The 23,492-nt window shown below is 67.9% G+C and carries 21 protein-coding genes and 2 tRNA genes; 12 read left to right on the forward strand and 11 right to left on the reverse strand.

Translation table 11 applies throughout. The annotated features are described in order from the left end of the window. Positions 1 to 23 precede the first annotated feature (23 nt). Positions 24 to 728, forward strand: coding sequence for a phosphatase PAP2 family protein (locus KRR55_RS17755; RefSeq protein WP_217390655.1), 705 nt, complete (start codon positions 24 to 26; stop codon positions 726 to 728). Positions 729 to 798: 70 nt separating this feature from the next. Beyond that, positions 799 to 1,572: an SDR family oxidoreductase gene (locus tag KRR55_RS17760; protein ID WP_217390656.1), complete on the forward strand. Its 774-nt coding sequence runs from the start codon at positions 799 to 801 to the stop codon at positions 1,570 to 1,572. Between the two features lie 16 nt (positions 1,573 to 1,588). Here KRR55_RS17760 and KRR55_RS17765 read toward each other — a convergent pair whose 3' ends face one another. Continuing rightward, entirely contained in the window at positions 1,589 to 2,488 is a 900-nt protein-coding gene (locus KRR55_RS17765; protein ID WP_217390657.1) for a diacylglycerol kinase catalytic domain-containing protein, read from the reverse strand. 8 nt (positions 2,489 to 2,496) lie between these two features. Next, entirely contained in the window at positions 2,497 to 3,516 is a 1,020-nt protein-coding gene (locus KRR55_RS17770; RefSeq protein ID WP_217390658.1) for an SPFH domain-containing protein, read from the reverse strand. Positions 3,517 to 3,599: 83 nt separating this feature from the next. On the opposite strand from KRR55_RS17770, the gene KRR55_RS17775 reads away from it, so the two are divergent. Then, positions 3,600 to 4,361 (forward strand): NUDIX hydrolase, encoded by a 762-nt coding sequence (locus KRR55_RS17775; protein WP_418888851.1) that lies wholly within the window; start codon positions 3,600 to 3,602, stop codon positions 4,359 to 4,361. A 278-nt stretch (positions 4,362 to 4,639) separates the two neighbouring features. On the opposite strand, the gene KRR55_RS17780 is transcribed toward KRR55_RS17775, so the two are convergent. Then, positions 4,640 to 4,730, reverse strand: a tRNA-Ser gene (locus tag KRR55_RS17780). Positions 4,731 to 4,800: 70 nt separating this feature from the next. Here KRR55_RS17780 and KRR55_RS17785 point away from each other — a divergent pair. Further along, the gene (locus KRR55_RS17785; RefSeq protein WP_217390660.1) at positions 4,801 to 6,039 is read left to right on the forward strand and encodes a DNA glycosylase AlkZ-like family protein; all 1,239 of its coding nucleotides are present in this window, start codon (positions 4,801 to 4,803) and stop codon (positions 6,037 to 6,039) included. 11 nt (positions 6,040 to 6,050) lie between these two features. Here the strand turns inward: KRR55_RS17785 and tadA are convergent, their stop codons facing one another. Both tadA and KRR55_RS17795 read right to left on the reverse strand, forming a co-directional pair. Then, positions 6,051 to 6,539: a tRNA adenosine(34) deaminase TadA gene (gene tadA / locus KRR55_RS17790; protein ID WP_336245163.1), complete on the reverse strand. Its 489-nt coding sequence runs from the start codon at positions 6,537 to 6,539 to the stop codon at positions 6,051 to 6,053. A gap of 79 nt (positions 6,540 to 6,618) precedes the next feature. After that, on the reverse strand, positions 6,619 to 8,028 hold the full coding sequence (locus KRR55_RS17795; RefSeq protein WP_254456373.1) for an FAD-binding oxidoreductase: 1,410 nt from the start codon (positions 8,026 to 8,028) through the stop codon (positions 6,619 to 6,621). A gap of 151 nt (positions 8,029 to 8,179) precedes the next feature. Between KRR55_RS17795 and upp the strand changes: the two genes are divergently transcribed. Beyond that, positions 8,180 to 8,818 carry a uracil phosphoribosyltransferase gene (gene upp, locus KRR55_RS17800; protein WP_217390661.1) on the forward strand — a complete coding sequence of 213 codons (639 nt, stop codon included), beginning with the start codon at positions 8,180 to 8,182 and terminating at the stop codon, positions 8,816 to 8,818. Between the two features lie 94 nt (positions 8,819 to 8,912). Here upp and KRR55_RS17805 read toward each other — a convergent pair whose 3' ends face one another. Continuing rightward, positions 8,913 to 10,547: a sensor histidine kinase gene (locus KRR55_RS17805; RefSeq protein ID WP_217390662.1), complete on the reverse strand. Its 1,635-nt coding sequence runs from the start codon at positions 10,545 to 10,547 to the stop codon at positions 8,913 to 8,915. Further along, positions 10,544 to 11,284, reverse strand: coding sequence for a response regulator transcription factor (locus tag KRR55_RS17810; RefSeq protein WP_217390663.1), 741 nt, complete (start codon positions 11,282 to 11,284; stop codon positions 10,544 to 10,546). Before KRR55_RS17810 ends, KRR55_RS17805 begins: the two co-directional genes overlap by 4 nt. Positions 11,285 to 11,871: 587 nt before the next feature. Here KRR55_RS17810 and KRR55_RS17815 point away from each other — a divergent pair. The 5 genes from KRR55_RS17815 (at position 11,872) to KRR55_RS17835 (ending at position 17,287) form a co-directional block, all read left to right on the forward strand. Beyond that, positions 11,872 to 12,669: a winged helix-turn-helix domain-containing protein gene (locus KRR55_RS17815; RefSeq protein WP_217390664.1), complete on the forward strand. Its 798-nt coding sequence runs from the start codon at positions 11,872 to 11,874 to the stop codon at positions 12,667 to 12,669. Positions 12,670 to 12,755: 86 nt separating this feature from the next. Further along, complete coding sequence (locus KRR55_RS17820; RefSeq protein WP_217390665.1) at positions 12,756 to 13,277, forward strand: SixA phosphatase family protein; 522 nt, start codon at positions 12,756 to 12,758, stop codon at positions 13,275 to 13,277. Positions 13,278 to 13,280: 3 nt separating this feature from the next. Further along, positions 13,281 to 14,228, forward strand: a complete 948-nt coding sequence (locus tag KRR55_RS17825; protein WP_217390666.1) for an EamA family transporter — start codon at positions 13,281 to 13,283, stop codon at positions 14,226 to 14,228. A 183-nt stretch (positions 14,229 to 14,411) separates the two neighbouring features. Then, on the forward strand, positions 14,412 to 15,575 hold the full coding sequence (locus KRR55_RS17830; RefSeq protein ID WP_217390667.1) for a DUF1611 domain-containing protein: 1,164 nt from the start codon (positions 14,412 to 14,414) through the stop codon (positions 15,573 to 15,575). Then, on the forward strand, positions 15,572 to 17,287 hold the full coding sequence (locus KRR55_RS17835) for an ABC transporter transmembrane domain-containing protein (protein WP_217390668.1): 1,716 nt from the start codon (positions 15,572 to 15,574) through the stop codon (positions 17,285 to 17,287). The genes KRR55_RS17830 and KRR55_RS17835 overlap by 4 nt, the downstream gene beginning before the upstream one ends. Positions 17,288 to 17,306: 19 nt before the next feature. Here KRR55_RS17835 and KRR55_RS17840 read toward each other — a convergent pair whose 3' ends face one another. Genes KRR55_RS17840 through KRR55_RS17850 form a run of 3 tightly spaced genes read right to left on the reverse strand, consistent with a single transcriptional unit; the run spans position 17,307 to position 21,033 of the window. Further along, positions 17,307 to 17,915: a TetR/AcrR family transcriptional regulator gene (locus tag KRR55_RS17840; RefSeq protein ID WP_217390669.1), complete on the reverse strand. Its 609-nt coding sequence runs from the start codon at positions 17,913 to 17,915 to the stop codon at positions 17,307 to 17,309. Beyond that, positions 17,912 to 20,230, reverse strand: coding sequence for a YhgE/Pip family protein (locus KRR55_RS17845; RefSeq protein ID WP_217390670.1), 2,319 nt, complete (start codon positions 20,228 to 20,230; stop codon positions 17,912 to 17,914). Before KRR55_RS17845 ends, KRR55_RS17840 begins: the two co-directional genes overlap by 4 nt. Beyond that, a complete protein-coding gene (locus tag KRR55_RS17850; RefSeq protein ID WP_217390671.1) occupies positions 20,227 to 21,033 on the reverse strand; it encodes an ABC transporter ATP-binding protein in 807 nt (268 codons plus the stop codon). The genes KRR55_RS17845 and KRR55_RS17850 overlap by 4 nt, the downstream gene beginning before the upstream one ends. Positions 21,034 to 21,186: 153 nt before the next feature. Between KRR55_RS17850 and KRR55_RS17855 the strand changes: the two genes are divergently transcribed. After that, the gene (locus KRR55_RS17855; protein WP_217390672.1) at positions 21,187 to 22,212 is read left to right on the forward strand and encodes a lactonase family protein; all 1,026 of its coding nucleotides are present in this window, start codon (positions 21,187 to 21,189) and stop codon (positions 22,210 to 22,212) included. 149 nt (positions 22,213 to 22,361) lie between these two features. Further along, a complete protein-coding gene (locus tag KRR55_RS17860; protein WP_217390673.1) occupies positions 22,362 to 23,099 on the forward strand; it encodes an esterase/lipase family protein in 738 nt (245 codons plus the stop codon). A 65-nt stretch (positions 23,100 to 23,164) separates the two neighbouring features. On the opposite strand, the gene KRR55_RS17865 is transcribed toward KRR55_RS17860, so the two are convergent. Further along, a tRNA-Arg gene (locus KRR55_RS17865) sits at positions 23,165 to 23,238 on the reverse strand. Positions 23,239 to 23,492: the final 254 nt, after the last annotated feature.

A 23,492-nucleotide genomic window follows, 5' to 3' on the forward strand; every position in this document is an offset into this window, starting at 1 on the left:
GCCCGAAGGCTAGGCTGGCTTACATGAATCCAGCACGCCGTCCCGGGAAGAACCGCCGACATGTCGGGTCGATCCTGGCTTTTTCCCTTGCCATCCTGCTGGGACTTTTTGCCGTGGCACGCCGTGTCTGGGTGTCGGCGCGCGCCGGGGACCTGCCCAACACCTGGGACATCCCGGTCCTTGAATGGATGGTCTCGAACCGCACTCCGGCAGCGACAAACGCCGCCTGGTTCTTCACCGTCATGGGGGACACCCCGGCGATGACCATCCTGGCATTTTGCGCCGCAGTGTTCTTCTGCCTGCACACCCGCAGCATCCGGCCCGGGGCGCTCATCGTCGTGACGGCAGCAGGTTCCGTGGCCTTGACCATCGTCCTGAAGACGACGCTGGGCAGGGCGCGTCCGTCGTTGGATAGCGTGCTTGCGCCGATCCCCGCGTCCTTTGCCTTCCCCAGCGGCCATACACTCAATTCCATCGCGATCCTGGGTGTCATCGGATACCTCTCGATCCTTGTCCTGCGACGTCTCTGGGCCCGAATCCTGGTGTTGGGCGCCCTGGGCGGCTTTGTGCTGGGAGTGGGGTGGAGCCGGATCTACCTGGGACATCACTGGCTGACGGACGTGCTGGGAGGACTGCTCATTGGCGCCGGCTGGGCTGCGGTGGTCATCCTGCTGCACCACTTCGTGCTGCTGCGGAACCAGCGCACGGTGCGGTGGCTGCAACTCTGAGCCCCTCGCGGGGTCATCATCCACGACCTTCCCTCGAACCATGGCCGTTTTCAGGCGTAGGCTGAATTGCATGAGGGTGATCGTTCTCGGCGGCAGCGGAAACCTGGGCAAGCGGGTCGTTGGCCGGCTGCATGAAGCCGGACACGACGTGGTGGTGGCGAGCCGGAGCTCGGGAGTCGACGCCTACACGGGCTTTGGCCTGGAGGTGGCGCTGCGCGGTGCCGACACCGTGGTGGACTGCCTGAACATGATGTCCGTCAACGCGAGCGCCTGCATCGACTTCCATGACACCACGGCCAGGAACATCATCCACACCGCGGAACAGGAACACGTCAAGCACCTGGTGTGCGTCTCGATCATCAATGCCCGCAAACCGGAAATCAACAGGCGCATGGGCTACTACCGGGGCAAGGCCGCGCAGGAGGCCCGCTACCAAAACTCGAAGATCCCCACGACGATTGTGCGGTCCACCCAGTGGTTCGAACTCGCCGAAACCTTGGTGGAGCAAATGAGGTTCGGGCCAGTGGCGGTGGTGCCCCACATGCATTGCCAGCCTGTGGCGGCCGATGCGGTGGCGCGATTGGTTGTCTCCACGGTCGAGTCGGGGAAGGATGCTCCGGCGGGAGTTGACCTCGCCGGTCCCGAACCCCGCAACATGGCCCACTTGGCGCGCCTGGTCTCCAAGAACAACGCCGTCTCGCACAACGGCGGCCCCCACGCCCGCGTCATCGGGGTTCCGGTGCCGGGCATGAAGGCGTTGAACGGCGGGCTGCTCCCCTCCAATTCCGTCTTGACGGACACCACGACCTTCGAGCAGTGGCTGGCCAACGGCCGGAAGGCCTGAGCAGCGCCCATCCCGGCTACGCCAGCCGCAGGGGCCGAATGCCGAGCTCGACGCTGATTTCCTGTCCCCACGAGGCGGTGAGGCGGTCCTGCTCCATGCCGTCGCCAAACACCACCAGTTGGTCCGACGCCACGGTGAGGCGCAGCGGCTCGCCCGCCTCCAGCGCACCTTCCGTCAGGGACGTGCCGGTGGCGGGGGAGGGCCACGCTTCGCGGACAAACCATGCCAGGGCCGGGTCCGTCGGGGCCGGCAGGGTTCGTCCCCCGCGCTCGAGGGCGATGGAGGCGCACCATCCGGTGGCGCCCGTCCCGGTGGAAACGATGAGGCCGGACGACGACTGCCGCTCGCTGAGGCCCTGCGGCGTCGTGAGCCGGTAGCGGGCCGACTGGTGGGAGGGATGTCCAATGAAGATCTCGTTGAGCCCCGACAATTCCTGTCCGTCGTCGAGCCGTGCTCTCACCATGGACAGTTCCCGGCAGGCCAGCGGTACCCGTTTTCCGCCGCCCGGGGCGGGGTTGCCCAGCAGCCGTACGGCGTCAGCTGCGGTGTGCCGGACCAAGACGCCCGGATTCATTCCCGGTTCCGGGTCGATCCCGATGACGGGCTGGCCGGTGAGGTACTTGGCCACGTTGGCCACGAGCCCGTCCTGGCCCACGACGGCGATGATGTCCTCGGGCGTGAACATGAACCTGTTTAGGTCCTCCCGTTCCACCTCGGCGCGGCGCCAGTCGGGCGGGACCGCGGCGCGGACCGTTGCCAGGGCCGCTCCGAGCAGCTCGTGGCGCTCCTGGACCGCGGCCATGGTGCGGCCCCGGGACCTGAGAAAGAATTCGGCCTGGCCGAGGGTGGCGTGCCGGTCCAGCAATTCGGCCAGCTCGGTTCGCCGGTGGACGATGACGAGGCGGGATTTTTCCACGACCGGGCCTACTTCTCGCCGACGGCTGCGGCACCCGGTTCCCGGAACAAGCCGGCCAGTGCCCCGCTGAGGAGGTCCGGGGTGACGGTCAGGTTGCCGATGTTCGGCAGCGAGCCGGCGGCCTCGCGGCATGCCAAGGCCAGCAGGGTGGCCTGGTCCATGCCCCGGTAGACCTCCATGGTTGCGGCTTCCCGTGCTGCTTCCGCCTCGCCCACCAGACGGATTCGGTTGGCCTCGGCGGTGGCGCCGATGCCCTGGCGTTCGGCTTCCGCGTTGGCTTGGACCAGGCCGGCGGCGGCCTGTTCCTCGGCCTCGCGCCTGGCGTTGGCCCCTTCCTGGGCAACGAGCCGCTCGCGCCGGGAGGCCAGTTCGATCTGGCTGGCCATCTCGTTCTCCGAGATCGTCCGTTCGCGTTCGACCGCGACTGCCCTGCGTTCGTACACGGCCCGGTCGGCCTCGGCCTGCAGTTGTTCGCGGACCGGCGTCTGGAGGGCCCGTTCGACCTCGGACTCCGGCCGGACGGCGAGGACCTGCACACCGAGGATCTCGATGCCGGTGGACAACAGACGGGTGTCGGTGCCGAGGGCCTCGGTGAGCAGCTGGCGCAGCTCGCTGACCCCGCGTTCCAGCGACTGGGCGAGTGTGGTGGTGGCGATGTGGTCGATCGCGTGGCTCTGGCAGAGCTGGCCGATGATGGTGGCCACCTGTTCCTTGCCGCCGGACGTTGCCGGGCCCGCCTGCTGGAGGGCGAAGTCGAGCCGGCTGGCCACGGACACCGGGTCCACGAAGCGGTAGGTGACGTTGGCCTGGATGCTGACGTCCTGGTGGTCGCGGGTGATGGCGTGGAAGAGCGTTGGCAGTTCCTGGTCGTCGACGGGAACCTCGCTCAGCACGGATGCCGCAGGCCGGAACCAAAATGCCTGGCCCACTCCCCGGTGCCTGACGGCACCCTTTTGCAGGTGGACAACGTAGCCGGTGGGGCTGCCCAGGAAGTGGCTGATCCAGGGGTAGTGCTTGATGGTGGCCATGGTGGGGTGCTCCTCAAACTGCTCAAGTTATCGTCGCTTTGACGATAACAACAGCATAGGGGGCTTCCGGAATTATTGTCAAGATGACGATAAGTATTTATGATGGGTGCATGGCCGAATTCCCTCAGGCGCTTACGCGCTTCCCGGTGACCGTGGACATCGTCGCCCTCACCGTCCGCGACGATGCCCTGAACGTCCTGCTGATTACGCGCCGCATCGAGCCGTTCCGCGGCAGACTCGCGCTGCCGGGAGGGTTCGTGCTTGCCGGAGAGGGCCTGGGGGAGGCCGCGATCCGCGAGCTGGCGGAGGAGACCGGGGTCGAGCAGGTCCCGGGGCACCTGGAGCAGCTGCAGAGCTATGGGCCCCGGGGACGCGACCCGCGCGGGGATGTGCTCACCGTGGCCCACCTGCTACTGGCGCCCAATTTTCCCGTCTTGTCTGCCGGAAGCGACGCTGAACACGCCGCCTGGTACCCGGTCGGTTACGTCCTGGACGGGGATGCGGAACTCGCCTTCGACCATGCCCGCATCCTGGTCGATGCCGTGGAGCGGGCACGGTCAAAACTCGAGTACTCGCCGCTGGGGGCGGCGTTCTGCGGGGATGAATTCACCATCGCGCAGCTCCGCGCCGTGTATGAGGCGGTGTGGGGGACCCGCCTGGATCCCCGGAACTTCCACCGCAAGGCCACGGGAAACCCTGGTTTCCTTGAGGACACGGGACGGATGACCGTGGGCGACGCCGGCCGCCCCGCGGCGCTCTTCCGGCTCGCGGCGGAGGCCCGCCCCGCAGCGGGTGAACCGGTCCGGGCGGTGCTCAACCCGCCGCTCATGCGACCATATTCCTGACGCTGCCTCGAAACAGGCACGCCCACGCACCTGTTCCTCGAAAGTGGAAAGGCGTCCACTCCGCCATGCCAAGGGACATGGGAACAGGAGTGAACCGCGTTGGTGGGCGAATCAGGCTTTCGTGGCCTATTGCGCACCACGGCGATCTCCAACCATGGAAATCCATTCGCTGGCGGGGCCGATTGGATTTGCCTCTCCGGGGGTCTCCGCCCGACCTCTGCGCGGGCAAAGCAAAAGGCCCCGAATCCCTCGATTAGAGGGGATTCGGGGCCTTCTTCTGGCGGTGACGGAGGGATTTGAACCCTCGGTACGGGGTTACCGTACACAACATTTCGAGTGTTGCACCTTCGGCCGCTCGGACACGTCACCAGACCAGAACACTCTACCGGGTAAATGGCCCACAACAAAAACGAGCCATCTTTCGGGGCAGAATGTAGCCATGACGACGAAGAGCGAAACCCCGCAGATCCCTCACGAGAAGCTGACCCCGCAAGTGCTGCGCGCCTGGTCGTGGCATCGCCAGGGACTGGATGGTTCGCTGGCGGGATGTGATTCGGCAACAGTCCTGGACCGCGTGGGCTGGGCCCGGTCGATCGGCGGCGCCAACACCTACCTGACGCTCTTCGCGCGTGCCGGAATCCGCCGCCCCGAGGCCGACGGCGCGCTCGCCGCGCAGGACATCCACGAACTGCCCACCGCACGGGGCTGCACCTACGTCCTGCCCGCCAAGGACTATGCCTGGGGGCTGCAAATGGGGCATGCATCGGCGGAGGCCGCGGTGAAGGTGTTGGTGCGCCTGGGCGTGGAGCGGGAAGAAATCGAGCAACTGGCCGACGATGTGCTGCGGGTCCTGCTCCGGGCTCGGGGCACCGCCGAGGAAGCACTGGATCCCCGCGGGCTGAAGGAGATCCTGGGCGACAAGGTCCGAAGCATGGGCGAGGAAGGCAAGAAAAAGGGCGCCAGCACCACGCTGCCCGCAGCGCTCGGGCTGCTGCAGGCTGACGGGCGGATCCGGCGCGTGCCGGTGAACGGGCGGCTGGACCAGCAGCGCTACTCCTATGTGGCCTGGGAACTGCCTGCGAGCGGGGAATCCGACGAAGCAGTCAGGGCGCGGATGCTCGAGCGGTTCCTGGGCTGGACGGGCGGGGCCACGCTGGGACAGATCCGCTGGTTCAGCGCCTTCACCGTGGCCCAGGCCAAGAAGGCACTGCAGGCAACAGGGGCCGTGGAAGTTCCCACCGCGACCGGCGACGTGCTGTGGATGCTGCCGGAAGACCTGGACGGGCTCGCCGGGTTCGAGGTGCCGCAGACCGAAGACATCCAGCTGCTGTCGGGCTCCGATTCGCTCGTGTTGCTGCGCCGGAACGCGGCCGACCTGTTCGACGAAGCAGGCACCGAATCGGTGCAGGGGATGAGTGGGTCGGCACTGGCCGCCGATCTCTCGGACCACCCGATCGTGGACCGCGGCCGGATCATCGGATTGTGGCAGTACGACCCGGAAGGCACCCGGATTGCCTGGTGGACGTTCGAGCCCGCAAGCGCCGGCGTGCGCTCGCGCATAGCGCAGGTCGAGGCACGGATCACCGAGGACCTGGGGGACTTCAGGTCCTTCAGCCTGGATTCGCCGAAGTCGCGGGCGAAGAACATCGCCAGGCTCGATGCGTTGCGAAAGAAATAACGGGCCCTGGCTTAGTCCAAGCGCCGGGCACGGAAGAAGTCCGTGAGCAGTGCTGCGCATTCGGCCTCCCGCACCCCCGGGTAGACCTCGACCCAGTGGTTGAGCCGCGGCTCGCGCAGGATGTCGAATACCGAGCCGACGGCGCCGGCCTTCTCGTCCCAGGCACCGAAGACGACCTTCGGGATGCGCGAAAGAACGATGGCCCCGGCGCACATGGCGCAGGGCTCGAGGGTGACCACCAGGGTGCAGTCCTCCAGCCGCCACCCATCCCCGCGCCCGGCATCGCGCAGGGCCTGGGCCGCGGCGCGGATGGCCACGATCTCGGCATGGGCCGTGGGATCCCCGTGCGCCTCGCGCTCGTTGCGGCCGGTGGCCAGCACCGTCGAATCGGGGCCGATGACGACCGCGCCGATGGGAACGTCGCCGGTGGCCAATGCCGCCTTGGCCTCGGCGAGGGCCAGGTCCATGAGGTCGCGGTGGCTGGATTGTTCGGGAATCACCCGGCCAAGTCTAGTTCCGGTGCAGGGACCTCGCTGCCGTCTGCACCGGAATGCGGCAACCGGCTGCCGGCTGGTGCGGCTAGCCGGGGCTCGGCAGGACGATGTTGTGGTTCAGGCGAAGCCTGTTGTGCGGGTCGTAACGGCGTTTGAGCGCCGTGAGTTTGGCGAGCTTTTCGGCACCGTAGAGGCCCAGTAGATCGAAGCCACCGGGCACGTGCTCATCGCTGCTGGAAAAATTCACGTACTCCCCGCCGTGCGCGAAGGGTTGCATCTCATGGTGGAAGCCGCGGATGAAGTCAATGTGGTGGTCGTCGAGTTCCTTGCCGTTCCAGAATCCGTAGATGTTCAACCAGAACGGGGAGCTGCGGTCTTCGAATGCCGTTGCTTCCGGGCGAACCCGTCCCATGGCACCGCCCATGACGTGGATGTCGAAGCCCATGCCCGGCCAGTCGAGTTGCCGCGCTCGGGCAGTGAACACATTGATGGCCTCGTCCGAGAGGTCGTCCAATGCTGTGTTCTTCCAGTAGGCGCGCACGCCCTTGGGGAACATCTCGTCCACCACGGACTGCCAATCGGGCCATGAAACGGGGGAGACGTCCTGTTCGTCGGTGGGCGCGGTTGCGAGGAATTCCTCCACGCAAGCGGCACCGGCCGCATGGTCCGGATCCGCCCAGAGGAATCCGACGAGGAGCACGCTGCCGGTGCCCAGCTCCCACTCGGGCGGCGGCACCATGGCCGTGACAATGACCGTCATCTGGTCCGGGAGCCTGGTGGACCAGTCACGCACCGCATGCAGGGCATGCTTCCACTGTTCGGGGCGGTAGATCAGGTTCCCTGCGTAGAGGGTTTCGGGCAGCGGGTGGGCCTTGAACGTGAACTCGGTGACGACCCCGAAGTTTCCGCCCCCACCGGTGAGACCCCAGAGCAGATCGGGGTTGGTGGCGGCGTCGGCGTGGACCACCTCGCCCTCGGGGGTGACAAGGTTCGCCGCCAAGAGGTTGTCAACGGTCAGTCCGAAGGGCCGGGTGAGCCAGCCGAAGCCACCGCCGAGACACAGTCCGGCCACGCCGGTTTTCGAGACGACGCCGACGGGGACCGCCAGCCCGTGGGCGCTGGTCGCGCGGTCAAGTTCACCCAGGAGCGCGCCTCCGCCGACCCTCACCCGTTGCTCCGCGGCTTCCACGTGCACGGTGTTCAGGGCGCGCATGTCCAGCACCAAGCCGTGCTCGACGGTGCCGAACCCGGCCACGTTGTGCCCGCCGGATCGGATCGCCAACGGCAATCCATGCTCCCGGGCGAAGGCCAGCGCGAGGGACACGTCGGCAACGTCGACGGCACGAACCACCAACAGGGGGTGCCTGTCGATCATGGCGTTCCACACGGCGCGGGTCTCGGCGTATTCGGGGTCGGCGGCGGTGAAGAGCATTCCGTGCAGTGACGCCGACAGCGACCGCAGCGCGGTTGCCGGAAGCGGGTGGGTGATGTCCATGGTGCCGGCTTCGTGTTTGTCCGGGCCACAGGCAGGCCCGGTCTGTGGCCCATTCTCCTCCCGGCCCCAAGGCCGGTCAATGGCGGGAATCACCCGAAGCCGGAATGCGAAAACCGGTAAACGGGAGCATTCGGCTGGTAGATTTTGGTGCATGCGCGTACAGGTAATCGACCACCCGTTGGTGGCCCACAAGGTATCGGTCCTCCGGGACAAGAACACCCCTTCGCCGGTCTTCCGGCAGCTGACCGACGAGTTGGTGACCCTGCTGGCCTACGAGGCCACGCGCGACGTCAAGACCGTCAAGGTCCAGGTCGAGACCCCGGTCGCGACGACGACCGGCATTGCCTTTGCCAAGCCGACCCCGCTGGTGGTGCCGATCCTGCGCGCCGGCCTGGGCATGCTCGAGGGCATGACCCGCCTGGTTCCGACCGCCGAGGTCGGGTTCCTGGGCATGGCCCGCAACGAGGAAACCCTCGACATCATCACCTACGCCGAACGCCTGCCCTCGGATTTGACCGGACGCCAGGTCTTCGTGTTGGACCCGATGCTGGCCACCGGCGGCACGCTGATCGAATCGATCAAGTTCCTCTTTGACCGCGGCGCCGCCGACGTCACCTGCATCTGCCTCATCGCCGCGCCCGAGGGCCTTGCCCGCCTTGAAGAGGCCTACGGAGACAACGAGAAGGTCCATCTGGTCCTGGGCGCCCTGGATGAGAAGCTGGACGAGCAGTCATACATCGTTCCCGGCCTGGGCGATGCAGGCGACCGCCTCTACGGCGTGGCCCACTAGCCACGGCAGCACCACGGCGTCCGGCCGGCAGGGAACCAGGGGTTCCCGTGCCGGCCGGACGCCTTTTTTGTGCCCTGGGTGACGGCCCCCAGGCTTAGGCCTTGGCGGCCTTGGGCGGGGTCAAGGGCTTCGGCGGCACCGCGAGCGGCAGCGGCAGGCGCACCTCGAAGACCGTGTTCCCCGGGACGGAAGACACCGTGATGCTCCCGTCGTGGGACTCGACGATGGCCTTGGCAATGGGCAACCCCAGCCCGGTGGTGCCGTCCGCGCCCGAGCGCGCCCCGTCGGCCCGGGTGAAGCGCTCGAACACCAGCGGGAGGAAGTCCGGGGCAATGCCCTCGCCGGTGTCGGCAACGCGCAGCACCGCCTGGTGACTGGCCGCATCGCGGTGGACCCCCACGGTGACGGTGTTGCCCTCGGAGGTGTGCTTGCGGGCATTGGCCAGCAGGTTGGTGATGACCCGGCGCAACGCCGCGGCATCGCCGGAGACCACCAGCGGGATGTCGGGGACCTTGGGGATCCAGTGGTGGGCGGGGGCGGTGATGGCGAAGTCCTCGGTGATGTCGGTGGCCAGCTTCCCCAGATCCACGGGGGCCTTCTTGATCTGGTGCTTCTCATCGAGCCGGGCCAGCAGCAGCAGGTTCTCCACCAGGGAGCTCATCCGGGTGCTTTGTTCCAGCACCCGGTTCAGCGAGCGTTGCCCGTCGTCGGAGAAATGCTCGGTGGCGCTGATCAACTCGGTGTACCCGCGGATGGCCGAGAGCGGGGTGCGCAGCTCGTGGGAGGCGTCGGCCACGAATTGGCGCATCTGCGCCTCCGAGGCCTCGCGTACCGCGAAGGCGGCGCCCACGTTGTCCAACAGGGCATTGAGCGCACGGCCCACCTCCCCGGATTCGGTGCCCGGGATCGAATCCTCCGGGGGCACGCGGGCCTCCAGGGCGGCGGTGCCGGATTCCAGCTCGGCGTTGGCCACGGACGAGGCCACCGCGGAGACCCGCTGCAGCGGGGCCAGCGACCGGCGGATGATCATCGAGCCCACCAGCCCGATGGCGATCAGCCCGGCCAGGGAAATGGTGATCGTCAAGATGCCCAGGGAGGCCAGGGTCCGCTCGGTGGGTGCCATGGGCAGGCCGGTGATGAGGATGCCGCCGGAGCCCGGGTCCTGCTGCGCGGAGAGCATGTAGTCCCCGATGCTCAGGTGGTGGACCACCGGGGGAGCATCGACCTTCACGGAGGTCAGGGGCAGCACGTCCGCGTCGGTGATGTCCTTGCGCTCGCCGGTCTTCGAATCGAGCACGGCACCGGAAAACAAGTAGCCGGAGACGATCCTGGCGTTGAGCGTCCCTGAGGCCTGCCCGGGGGCAAAGAGCGGGCCGGAGGACGTTTCGCGGCCGTTTTGCGCCGAATAGCTTGCCGCGCGGTCGGAGGCGAACTCCAGCTGTTCATGCAGCTGCGCCGCCAGGGACTGGCGCATGCCGGCGTTCAGCAGCAGGCCAATGACGGTGCAGATCAATGCGAGGGAGCCGATGAGGGCGAGCAGCAGCTTGCGCTGCAGGGGCAGCCGGCCCAGACGCTGCCCCAGCCTTGCGTGCAGCGGGGCCCGCTCGGTTTCCTGGCCCGGGATGCCCGGGGCCGGCGCGGGGGCATCGGGGGAGTGGGGCGAAGCCTCACCGGCTGAATGGCGCTCCGGTTCCCCGGAGGGGAGGGGTGGGCGTGCGGAGGGGGTCATGATGCGGGCTTGAGCATGTATCCGGCCCCGCGCACGGTGTGGATCATGGGCGCGCCGTCGACCTCGATCTTCTTGCGCAGGTAGGAAATGTAGAGCTCGACGATGTTGGCCTGGCCGCCGAAGTCGTAGTGCCAGACGTTGTCGAGGATTTGGGTCTTGGAGACCACCCGGCGGGCGTTGACCATCAGGTAGGAGAGTAGGTCGAACTCCGTGGCCGTGAGGTTGATGGGAACACCCGCCCGGGTGACGTCATGGGAATCCGAATTCAGCACGAGGTCCCCGACGACCAGCTCGGCGCTGTCGGCGGCGGTGGCGCCGGAGCGTTCCACGAGCTTGTGCAGGCGCAGCAGCACCTCCTCAAGGCTGAAGGGCTTGGCGACGTAGTCGTCGGCGCCGATGCCCAGGCCCTCGATCCTGTCCTCGACGGCGTCCTTGGCGGTCAGGAAAAGGACTGGCACCTCGGGCAGGAACGTGCGGACCTTGCGCAGCACCTCCGGCCCCTCGAAGCCCGGCAGCATCCAATCCAGCACCAGCACATCGGGGGTCGCCTTGCGGGCGGCCTCCACCGCGGAGGGACCGTCGTGCGCGACAGTGGCTTCCCATCCCAGCATCCTGGTGCCCATGGAGACAAGTTCGGCCAGCGAGGGCTCGTCGTCGACGACAAGCACCCGGATGGCTGTGCCGTCCGGGTGGGTGAGGCGGGGCAACTGGGTGGGAGAAAAGCGGGAGCTTGGCATGTCTTTAACTTTCCATCCGAGGTGTAGGCCAGCCCTGTGGCCCAGCTGTGCGCGGGCTGTGAGGTCTGGTAATTCCAGCTTAAGGCCTGCGGTTGCCGAAGGGCCCGACGCCGGCGGGAGCGCTGCCTGGCGGGGCCGTTGCCTGATGCCCGGTCCGGGTGTAGGTCTGGGCATTCAGGCGCTAGGCGCCCGTCGATTGATCACATTGCCCGCACTTTTGGAAATGACAGTGCATACCGCATTGTCGCCCGCCCTCATGTCCGATATCTGCGCAATGTGATGATGGACACGTTAAGCGCTCCACGTCTCACATTGTGGACGCTATCGAAGTTTGTTACTTGCGGGTTCCGAATATTACGAGGAAACTAGAGCTTGTGAATAGCGCAGCAACAGCACCTCAGAGCCTTTCCGAAGGCGTGGCGATGACTCATCGCCAGTGTTGTTGTCGAATGCCCAGCTGAGCGTCGGAACCCTTCGGCGCTCAGTGACACTCGCATCGCTCCCACGCTTCGCACCTGTGAGGTAGACGGAGCACCTAAGCATTCGCGCCATTCCGTGGCATTCACACGAGTTAGAGGTAAAGAAGCATGTCGGTAACGTCCGGATACGTCCATGTCTCAATCCGCAACGCCCAGTCCCGCGCCGCCGCCGCGCAGCGCAACACTGCTCCCGGCGGATATGCCCCGGCCGGCTATCGCCAGCTTCATGCCGTTCCCGCGGCGCAGGAGACTCGACCGATGACAGCCCCAACCCCGGTGGTTGCCCCGAGCAGCACCCCGGGACCGCAGCCGGTGGCGACCGACACCACAGCCCGAGGGTTTGTGCTCTACGTCGGTCTGGACGAGTCCGTGGCCCAGGCGCAGGGAACCTCGCTGGGCAAGCTGGCCACGCAGGTCCGCGCCTTCCTGGCCACGCTCTCTCCCGAGGCCCAGACCCATGCCGCCGTCGCACTGGCCCCGTCCAGCGCGCAGGGCGAGAACATCGACGTCGTGCGCCAGGCCCTGGGTGACCCCACGGTCAACCGCCGCCCGCGCGTCGATTCCCGTCCGGCGGCGCCGCGCCCCTCCGGCGTGCTCATCGACCTGTCGCGCCGCGAGGTGCACCTGGATGGCGAGACCCTGAACCTCACGTTCAAGGAATTCGAGCTGCTGAACTACCTCGTGGAAAACGGCACCCGCACGGTGGGCCGCGACGAGCTGCTCACCAACCTGTGGCGCAACGCCGAAGAGGTCCCCAACGAGCGCACCATCGACGTGCACATCCGTCGCCTGCGCTCCAAGCTGGGGCGCCTGGCCAATACCGTGCGCACCGTACGCGGCCAGGGCTACCGCTTCTACGAGCACCCCGAGGTCGTCGTCTGGGCAGCCCCGGAATACACCATCTAGATCCATTCTTGTCCCTTGTGGGCCCCGCATCCGTGGATGCGGGGCCCACAAGCACTTAAGCCCGGGCGGCGCATAAGCTTGGGGGCATGAGCGAACACCACCTGAAGCGACTCGTACTGCTGCGCCACGCCAAAAGCGACTACCCGCAGGGTGTCAGCGACCACGACCGGCCGCTGGCCGCCCGCGGAAACCGCGAGGCGCCGGCCGCCGGGGCCTGGCTGCGCGAGAACGACGTGGTGCCCGACTTCATCATGCTCTCCGACGCCCAGCGGACCCGCGCCACCTGCGCCTGGGTGATCAGCGAACTGGGGGAGAAGGCGCCCACGCCCTACCTGGATTCGCGGATCTACGGCGCCTCGAGCACCAGGCTGTGCGCCATCATCAACGAGACCCCCGAAACCGTCACCACGCTCATGGTCATCGGCCACCAGCCGGTGCTGCAGGAGCTCGCCATGCGCCTGGCCTCGGTGGACTCGGACGAGGAAGCGGTCTACGAGCTGGCCATGGACTACCCGACGCTGGGGCTGACGGTGCTGCAGACCGAGAAACCCTGGGCGGAGATCGACGGCCGCGACATGCGGGTGACCAACTTCGTGGTCCCGCGCTGACCCGTGAAACCCCGCGATACCCTCCTTGCCCTGTTGGTCGCCCTGCTCTGGGGCCTGAACTTCCTGTTCATCGACCTGGGGCTGCGCGACACGCTTCCGCTGGTGTTTGTGGCGCTGCGCTTCGCCGCCGTCGCCTTCCCGCTGGTGTTCTTCGTTCCCCGGCCCAAGGTCGGCTGGAAGGTTGTCGCCGGCATCGGGCTGGCCATGAGCGCCGGGCAGTTCGGGCTGCTCTTTACCGCCATGCACCTGGGACTGCCGGCCGGGCTGGCGCCGGTGGCGCTGCAGGCACAGATGTTCTTCACCATCGGGCTGGGCGCCCTTTTCCTGCGGGAATACCCCACGCGAAAGCAGGTCCTCGGCTCCATCCTGGGCATTGCCGGGCTGGTGGTGGTGGGCTTTGGCCGGGTTGCCTCGCTACCCGAAGGCGCCGCACTGGCCGGCGTCCTGGTGCCGTTGCTGATCTGCATTGCCGCCGGTTTCGCCTGGGGCGTCGGAAATGTCATCTCGCGTTCGGCCTCCGGCGCCTCCGGGTTGGGGTTGGTGGTGCACTCGGCGCTCTGGGTCCCGTTGCCGATGCTTGGCCTTTCGCTACTGCTCGACGGGCCCGCCGCCGTGGGCGATGCGCTTGCCACCTTGGGCCCAGAGACGTGGTGGGGTATCGCCTTCACCGCATTGGTGGCCTCGCTGGTCGGGTACAGCATCTGGAATACGCTGCTGGGCAAGTACCCCACCGCCAAGGTCGTGCCCTATACCTTGCTGATCCCCGCCATCGGGATGGGCAGCGCCGCCCTGGTGCTCCACGAGTATCCCAATGCGCTGGAAATCGCCGGGGCCGCGGTGCTGGTGCTGGGGGTTTCCGTCGGGACGTTGCGGTTTGGCACGGCGAGGCCCGAAGCGGCACCCGCGCCGCGGGAGAGCCCGGAAAACGACACCGTGGCGGAACACACATGAGGAAACGGATGAGAGTTTTCCGGGGCCCGGAACCCCGGGTTCACGGGCCCCGAACCGCAGAACATGAGAACGCGTGAGGCGATTATGAGAACGCCCTCATCGACCGTTCACCCTTTGCTCATTTGGGCCGCTTTGACTAGGAGCAACGCAAGCCACCGAGCCCCTTGAAAAGGAACCCCGCAGATGAGCATCAGCCCCAGCCTTGAAACCGAAACCTTCGAAGCCAACGAAGCCCTTGCGGCGGCCGAAGGCCGACTGCGCCACCTGAAGCTCGATGCACAGCGCGCTCTGAAGATCCGCGCCGCCTACACCACTCGTTTCGTGGCCACCGAGTTCTCCAAGCACCCCGGCGACTTCCACCTCGTCGCCGGCGCGGACGTCACCCCGCAGCCCGGGGACGTGGTCATCGCCCGGGTCGCCGAGATCGGCAAGCACACCCGCCTCGAGTCCCCGGTCTCCCGCCGCCAACTGATGTTCGTGGGCCAGGAAATCATGGTCGCCTACGGCAACCGCTACGCCCCGGACCAGTTCCTGGCCCACGTGCCGGACTCCCTGGAGCCCTGCCACCTGGTGGCCGGCGGCGGCCTGGCCGGGTATGTGACCGAAATGCACGCCTCGATCGATGCAGCCACGGCCATCGAGCCGATCGGCCTGCTGGCCACCAAGGGCGGCGTGGTCAACCTGCGCGACTTTGCCCCGCTGCAGGTCGGCACCCCGTCGCTGGCAGCGCTGCGCGCCGTGGGCACCGTGCGCCCGCCGGTCATCGCGGTGCTGGGCACCTCGATGAACTCCGGCAAGTCCACCACCCTGGGCTGCCTGGTCAACGGACTGTCCAACGCCGGGCTCAACGTGGCCGCGGGCAAGGCCACCGGCACCGGGGCGGGCAACGACCCGAACCTGTTCATCGACGCCGGCGCGTTCCCGGTCTGCGACTTCACCGACTTCGGCTACCCCACCACCTTCAAGCTCGCCTACGAGCAGGTCCGCGACCTGCTGGCCGCGATGATCGACGAGCAGGCCGCCTCCGGCGCCGACGTGGTGGTCATCGAGATCGCCGACGGCCTGTACCAGGGCGAGACCTCCAGGTTGCTGCGCGACCCGCTCTTTGCCGCCTACGTGGACACCGTGGTGTTCTCCGCCCAGGACGCCCTCGGCGCCCGGGCCGGGCTGGACGTGCTGCAGGACGCGGCGGTGCCGGTCGCCGCGGTCTCCGGCCTCCTCACCGCCTCCCCGCTGGCGACCGCCGAGGCCGCCTCCCGGCTCGACGTCCCGGTCATCGACACCTACGCCCTGTGCAACCCCGAGGTCGCCACCGCCCTGATCCCGGTGCGCGCCGCCGCGCTGTGAGCGGGCTCGAGGCCCTGATGGAGGCACAGGGGGCACCGGCCACGGCGCCGCTGGACATCGTTCCGGCCGCCGGGCGCAAGGAACCGGCCCCGCGCCTGCCGAAACTGGTCACCGGGAAACGCCGCGGACTCTTTGCGGCGCTGCTGGCCCTGGCCACCGCCTGCGGCGGCCTCGGGGTGGGCATCGCCCTGCTGGTCGGCGCGCTCGTGACCGGGGCTGCCGTGCTGCCGATGTCATTGGGCATCGGTGCGTTGATCCTGGTGCTGGGCTACGGCCGCTACCTGGAACGGGTGCTGGCCGAGAAGCTCGGGCAGCACTACGTGGCCCAGCTGCGCCTTTCGCTGATCTCCCACTCGCTGCTGGCCGCCAAGGTGCCCTCGGTGGGCATCACCGTGGCCCGGGCCAGCAACGACCTGTCCTCGGTGCGCAACTGGGTGGCCCAGGGCATTGCGCCGCTGCTGGCGGGCATCCCGCTGGTGCTCATTTCGATGGCGGGGCTCTGGACGATCCATCCGGCCCTCGCCCTGGCGCTGGGGGTGCCGGTGCTGGTACTCACCGGCGCCCTGCTGCTGCTGGCGGCCCCCGCCTACGACCGGGCGCGAACCCTGCGGCGTCACCGCGGCAACCTGGCCGCGCGCATTGCCGACACCGTCGCCGCGTCCTCCGCCGTGGTCGCCGCCGGCGGCGTGTCCCGCGAACTGTCCCGGGTCGCGTCCAGCGGCCAGAAGGTCGTGGATGCCGCGGTGTCGCGCGCCCGGCTGGCCGCGGTGCTGCGCGCCTGTTCCCTGGGCATGCCGCTGCTGGCCACCGCCGTGGTGGTGCTGGTCTCGCGCAGCGCCGCCCTGGACGCCGGGCACATCGCCACCGCCCTGACGTTGCTGGGACTGTGCGCGGCCCCGGTGGGCGAGTGGGGGCGCATCGTGGAATACCGGCAGAACTACAGGGCGGCCTCCCGGATCATTGCCCCCTTGTTGGCAGAGGAAAGCGAGCTGGCGGCGGGCCCGGCCTTGCGCCAAAAGGCCCAGCGGGCCGCGGCGCAGATCCAGGCCTCGCGGGTCGAGGGGTTGTGGCTGCACGGGCTGGAAATCGACGGAAAGCCGGTCCCGGAGCTGCGCGCCGAGCCCGGCGAGCGGATCCGGATGGTCGGTGCCGACGCGCGGGTGCGCGCGGAGTTGTTCACCACCCTGGCCACCGCGCGCACGCACGACGGCCCGATCCTCGGGGACCTGGGGCACGACGCCGCCCACCGGGGGAGGGGCTACGTGGTGGCGGGCGTGATCCCCGGCTCGGTGGATGAGAAGAAGCGGCGCCGGCTCATTGGCGCGGCCTTCGCCTCGATGGTGCCCGAGCGCGGCACGTTGTTGCGCGCCCTGCGCTACCGCCGGCCCGACGCCGATCCGGCCAAGGCACTGGAGCTGGCTGCGCGCCTGGGACTGGACGCGGCATCGCTGGAGCACGGCCAGGACACGCACCTGCGCCGCGGCGGGGCGCCGCTTGATGCCACGCAGCGCGCGGGACTCATGGTCGCCCGCGCCATGCTCGGCTCCCCGCCGTTACTCTTGCTCAACGAGATCGACGGCCACCTGGACGCAGCCGCCCGCGGGCAGCTCGAACAAATGCTCGACGGGTACCGTGGCGTGGTGATCGCGTGCTCCGACTCCGAGTGGTGCGCGGGATACCGCCAGTGGGACCTGGACGGTCCGCAGGACTGATCGAGGACCGGCCGGGGAATCAGCGCAGGGGCGCGGTGAAGGCCATCGCTGCCCCGACGCATTCCTCGATGCTCCGCTCCGGGTGGAAGACCTGGCGGTCCCGGCCCAGGATGAGCGTGGCCCCGAACAACGCGGTGGCCAGGGCGTCCAGGTCGGGCACCGGCTTTCCGGCCGCGGCAGGCTCCTGTTCGGCCAGGCGGGACAAGGCGGCGCGGACCATCCCGATGACGTCGTTGCGCATCTGCGCCAGGGCCCCGGCCCATTGGCTGTCGGATTGCCATTGCTCGGAAATCCAGAGCTGGGAAAAGGCCGGGTATTCGGCAATGAATTCCAGGGCCTCGCCAACCATCTGACGCAACCCCGCTTCCGGGTCCGTGTGTGTGGCACCGGGCCCGAGGCGTTCGAAGAGGATGGCGATTCCGTAGTTCAGCAGCTCGCCAATGAGTTCGTTCTTGGACCCGAAGTTGTAGTAGACGGTGCCCTTGGAGACACCCGCGGCCTTGGCGATCTCGTCCACGCTCACCTGCTGGTGCCCGCGGGTGCCGATCAACTCCATGGAGGCGGTGAACAGCCGGTGCTTGGAGTCGGTGGCCCGCACCCGGGGGCGGGTCGTGGGTGTCTGGCTCATGCGCTTAGCTCCGGATGCAGGGTTTTCAGGGACCAGGTCTTGTGCAATCGTACCGCCACGGTGCTGGCCACCAGGCCCAGCACGGTGTAGCCAACCAGGCCCGCGACGATCGGTCCGAGCACCGACAGATCCGCGCCGTACATCAGGTGCCGCAGGCCCGTGACCACGTGCCCCATGGGCAGCCAGCGGTGCGCCACGTGCAGCGCCTCGGGGGTGGTTTCCCAGGGGAAGGTGCCCCCGGAGGAGACCAACTGCAGCACCATGAGCACCAGCACCACCATCTTTCCCGGGGTCCCGGCCAGCGCGCAGATGCCCTGGATGATCGCGGTGAACGCCATGGAGGCCAGCAGGAACAGCCCCCAGGTCATCCACGGATGGGCGGTGTCCAGGCCCAGCCCGTAGAGCACCACGGCGTAGAGGATGGTGCCCTGGAGCATCGAGATACCCAGGAACGGCAACCAGCCGCCGACGGCGATCTTCCAGTTCGCGGCGTTGGAGGCCAGCGCGCGCTTGGTGATGGGGCGCATGATCTGAACCAGGATGAACGCGCCGATCCAGATGGCCAGGGTCATGAAGAACGGGGCCAGGCCCTCTCCGTACACCCCGGCCTTGGCCTGGTCGGTGCGGGCAATGTCCACCGGATCCCCGATGACCGAGGAGACCTGCTCCCGGGAACCGGCATCCGGGTTGGGTACCTCGTCGGTGCCGTCGGCCAGCTTGGTGGACAGCTCCCCGGAGCCGTCGCGCAGTTCGGTGGCTCCGTCGCCCAGCTCGCCCACGCCGTTGCGCAGTTCCTTCACGCCCGCGACGAGCGAACCGGTTCCCTCATGCAGGGTGCCGGCGCCGTTGGCCAGGGTGCCGGCGCCCGCTTCCAGCTTTTTGGCCCCGGCCAGCGCGTCGTGCTGTCCGCCGGCAAGGGTGTCGGCCCCGTCGGCCAGGGTTTGGGCACCGTCGTTGAGCTTGGATGCACCGGCAGAGGCATCGGAAATGCCGGACTTCAGTGCGGGCATGGCCCCTGCCAGCTGGTGCGTCCCGTCGGCGAGCGTGGACAGGCCGCCGGAGAGCTCCTTGGCACCTTCGGCAACCTGCGCCGACCCGTCGGCAAGCGCCGAGATCTGCGACCGGGCGGTGGCCAGCTGCGTCTTGGTGTCCGCGACCTGGTCCGCGACGCCGGTGGAGGCCGCCGCGTCCTTGACGTCCTGGCGCAGGGCATCCGCCTGCCCGGGTTCCAGGACCCCCGCCTCGACCAGGGCGTCCAACCGGGCGTCCAGCGCGTCCGTGGCCGAATCGATGCGGCCTTCGGCGTCCTTTTCCAGGGCGGTGAGGGTGTCGGCCGCCTGGGTGACCTTGTCATCCAGGGCCTTGTTGCCGGCGGCGACCTGGGCGGCGCCCGCGGAGAGCCGTGCGGAGGCATCGGCGGCCTTCTGGGCGCCCTCGTCCAATTGCCGGGTCTTGGCCGGCAGCGCGGCCGTCCTGGACTTCAGCTCGCCCAGTCCGGCGTTGAGTTCGCCGGTGCCCTTCGCGAGGGTTCCCGCGCCGCCTGCGAGCTTGTCGGCGCCGTCGGCCAGCTTCTTTTGCCCGGCCACCAGGGAGCCGGTGCCATCGCGCAGGGCGTCCACCCCGTCCGCCAGGTCTCCGGCCCCGGTGTTGAGCTTGGTTGCCCCGTCGCCCAGCGTGGTGACGCCGCCGGCCAGGGTGGTGACCCCGTCGGAGAGTTTCACGGTGCCGGTGTGCAGTTCGCCGGCGCCGTCGGCGGCCTTGGACATGGAGGTGTGGATGTCGGAGAAGCCGGTCAGCAGGGCGTCGGCGGTCTGCGTGCCGACCTCCTTGGCCACGGTGTTGTGCACCTGTCCGGCGAGCTTGTCGGCGAACGTGCCGACCATGTAGTTGTTGGCGTCGTTGGTGGTGATCTTCAGGATGCCCTGCTTGGCCTTGTCGAAGTCGCCCGGGGAGGCGAGGTTGGCGGAGAAGTCCTGGGGGATCGTCATGGCGAAGGCGTAGTCGCCGGCCGCGACCCCCGCATCTGCCTCGGCCTCGGAGGCTACAACCGTCCAGCCGAAGGTCCCGTCCTCAAGCAGTTCGGCGGTGACGTCGTCGCCGACCTTCAGCTCCTTGCCGTCCTTGGCGGAACCGGCATCGAGGTTGACGATGGCCGCCTTGACGTTGTGCAGGTGTGCGTACGGGTCCCAGTTGGCGTAGAGGTACAGGGCGCCGTAGAGCAGCGGGACCAGGCACATGGCAATGATGGCAATCCGCGGCAGGCGCCCGGAGGTCATGCGCTTGAGTTCGGAGAGGGCGAGGCGCAACGTGGTCATGATTCTTCCTTCGGCGCGGTCAAATGCGTGGTGGGTGCCGCGGCATCGGTGTCATCGGCGATGCTCTGGGCAGTCACTGGGGATGCTTCGGCGACCGGTTCCCCGGGGTTCTCCCGGGGTGCGGCGGTCGCCTGGTCTTCCGTCTCGGGGTCCGCCGCGGGTGCCGGAGCGACCGCCAGCTTTTCCTGCACCCGGCCGGCCCAAGCCGTCGACCCGCCCCAATTCGCCGGGATGCGCTGGGCGACCGCCACCACGGCCGGGGCGCGGCGTCCGGTGGCCACCGACTCCAGGTAGCGGAACCAGTCGTCCTCGGGAATGCCGTGGCGGTCGGGGGAATCAAAGACCAGCACCTCGACGCCGCGGTCCTCGAGCGCGAGGTGGGTGAGCAGCGCGAGACGTGCGAGCGGGTCGATGGCGTCGAGCCATTCATTGGCCAGCTCGTCCATGTGGTGCTTCTTCATCCAGGCGTCGATGCCGCTGCGCCGCCAGATCGGCCCGGGCTGCAGCGCCAGGTCCTCGGCCACCAGGTCGCGGACCTTGAGGTGAGCCTCGGGCTCGTTGATTTCCGGGGAATCGACCAGGGCGCTGATGCGCCGCACCGACCGCAAGGAGGTGTTTCCCGACCAGCCCACGGTTCCCCCGGTGGGGCGCATGCGGGCGCTCAATCCCAGCGACAGGGCCGTGCGGGTGGGCTGGGGTTCGGCAGCAACCAGCAGCAGCTCGCCGCGCGCAACGGCGAGACTGGTGGGTTCCAGCAGGGGCAGGTGGCGGCCGGCAATGGCCAGGTTATCGGCAATGAGCACGACTACAGCGTAAACCGAACTGACCGGTCAGTTCAAATAGTGGGCCTGTCTGGTTCACCACTGGCGTCCGTCCGGCACGGTCAAATGACACGATCGAGTATCTTTTCCCCTCGGGTCTCCGCGCCGGCTGGGCCCCCGGGGGAGGATGGGCACATGGGCAAGAAGTTTTGGGTTGGCGGCTATTCGCCGGACGGTGGCGGGACAAGTTTGGGCATCCGGGCCATCGAGATCGGCAACGGAGTGCTCACCGACCTCGGGTTGGCCCACGTCGCCGACTCGCCGTCGTGGCTGGCCACCCACCCGGGACTTCCGGTGCTGTATGCGGCGCTCGAGCATCGCGGGGAGGTCGCCGTCTATCGCATCGTGGACGTGAACAGGCTTGAGCCCCTGGGTGGCCCGGTGGAGGCCGGTGCGCTGGTGTGCCACCTGGCCGTCGCCGGGGCGGGAACGACATTGATTGCCAGCTGCTACGGCGACGGGCGGGTGCTGTCCTATCCGATCCATCAGGACGGCTCGCTGGGCGACCCCGCCCTGGCCCCGGCCTCGGTCGACCCCTTTGCCGTGCCCGGACACCACCCGCGCGCCTCGCGTTCGCACCAAAGCACTGTGCTGCGTTCCGGGAGGATCATCACCACCGACCTGGGCCACGATTCCCTGCGGATCTGGGAGTTGGTGGCAGGCGGGTTGCGGCAGGAACGGCAAATCACGCTGCGCAAGGGGGACGGCCCGCGCCACCTGGTGGAGCATCCGTCCGGACTCGTCTACGTGGTCACCGAACACAGCGCCCAGGTGGTTGCGTTGGCAGCCGATGCCGCGGGGGAGTGGCGGGAGGTCTCCCGCGAATCCCTGGGCGACGGCATCCTGGCCGGCGAACATTTCCCGGCGGAGATTTCCCTGGACCGGCATACCAACAGGCTTTACGTCGGGGTGCGGGGAGCCCGGGCCATGGCCGTGCTGGGCCTGAAGGGCGGAAGGCCCGTCTTTCTGGGGGCCGCGCCGTGCGCCGGGGATTGGCCGAGGCACCACGTGCAGGTCGGTAACTCGCTCTTGGTTGCCAACCAGCTGTCGAACACCATCGAGGCCCTCGGACTGGATGCCGAGGACGGGCTGCCGAGCAAGCACTTGAGCTCGCTGGCGTTGGAGAGCCCCACCTGCATCGTCGCGCAAATACCGAGATAGTCCGGAGCCATCGGGCCGGTACCCACCGGTTGGCCCACAAGCCCGCCACCGGGTATGGGTATTGTGTGTTGCGGGCGCAAGGACGTCGTAGCGTGCCCCCAGGGTTGGATCTACGAAGAGCCGAGGTCCTCGGCCATGGAAGGGGCGGCATGAACCGGTGGTCGCACCCGTGGTGGTGGTTGCTGGACTACGCATATGCCGGGAAGCGGCAGGTCCTGTCGTTTATCCGCCGTCGAAGTCCCGAGTCGTACCGACAGGGCGATCCATCACTTCCGGCCATAGTCTTGCTGCCCGGGGTCTATGAGACCTGGTTCTTTCTTGACTCGGCGGCGCAACGGCTCAACAATGCCGGGTACCGCGTCTACACGGTCCCGGGATTGGGTTTGAACAGGCACCCGCTGCCCGAGTCCGCCCAGATCGTGCGGCAGCGCCTGAGTGAGCTTCGCCAGCAGGACGGGGTAAACCAGTGCCTGTTGCTGGCCCACAGCAAGGGCGGGTTGACCGGGAAGCTCGCAATGCTGGATGTGTTGCTGTCGACGGAGCCTGGGACGGAGGCTGATCCCTGCGGGGAGGCGCGAATCCTGGGTCTGGTGGCCATCGCAACGCCATTTGCGGGGTCGGTCTATGCCAAGTACCTGTTCCCACGCACGCTGCGCCACTTTTCACCAACGGACGCCGTCCTTTTGTCCCTGCAGGCGCAGCAGGCCGTCAACGACAGGATTGTTTCCATTTATCCGGAGTTCGACCCGCACATTCCCGCCGGCAGTGCGCTCGCCGGGGCAACGAACGTGAGGCTTCAGGTTGCCGGGCATTTCCGTACGCTGCGCGAACCTGTCGTGCTGGCTGCCGTCGACGAAGCCGTGCTCTTCCTGGCGCCCGATCACTGAGGGAAGGGCCCGCCGCCGAAACGAAAAGAGCCGCAATCTTTCGATTGCGGCTCTTTTCATGTGAGTGCGCCCAAAGGGATTCGAACCCCTGACCTTCTGTTCCGTAGACAGACGCTCTATCCAGCTGAGCTATGGGCGCATATTCTGCATCGATCCTGCCTCACGGCTTGACCTCGAATAACTATACATACCTTTGGCTTGCTGGTCGATTCACGTCATGGAATCGTGCGCGAACTCACGCGTCCGGCGGCACTGCGACTGCCCGTCCGGTGGCGACTTGCCGCCCGGCCGCAGCGGAAGCCCCCGTCGAGGATCGCGCCCGGATCGGAGCCGGGTCGTTTCCCCGATCCGGGGGCTGCGCGGCGCAATGCGTTGTATTGGAATCGGAATGGT

This window comes from Paeniglutamicibacter quisquiliarum (assembly GCF_019084045.1).
Classification (GTDB): domain Bacteria; phylum Actinomycetota; class Actinomycetes; order Actinomycetales; family Micrococcaceae; genus Paeniglutamicibacter; species Paeniglutamicibacter quisquiliarum.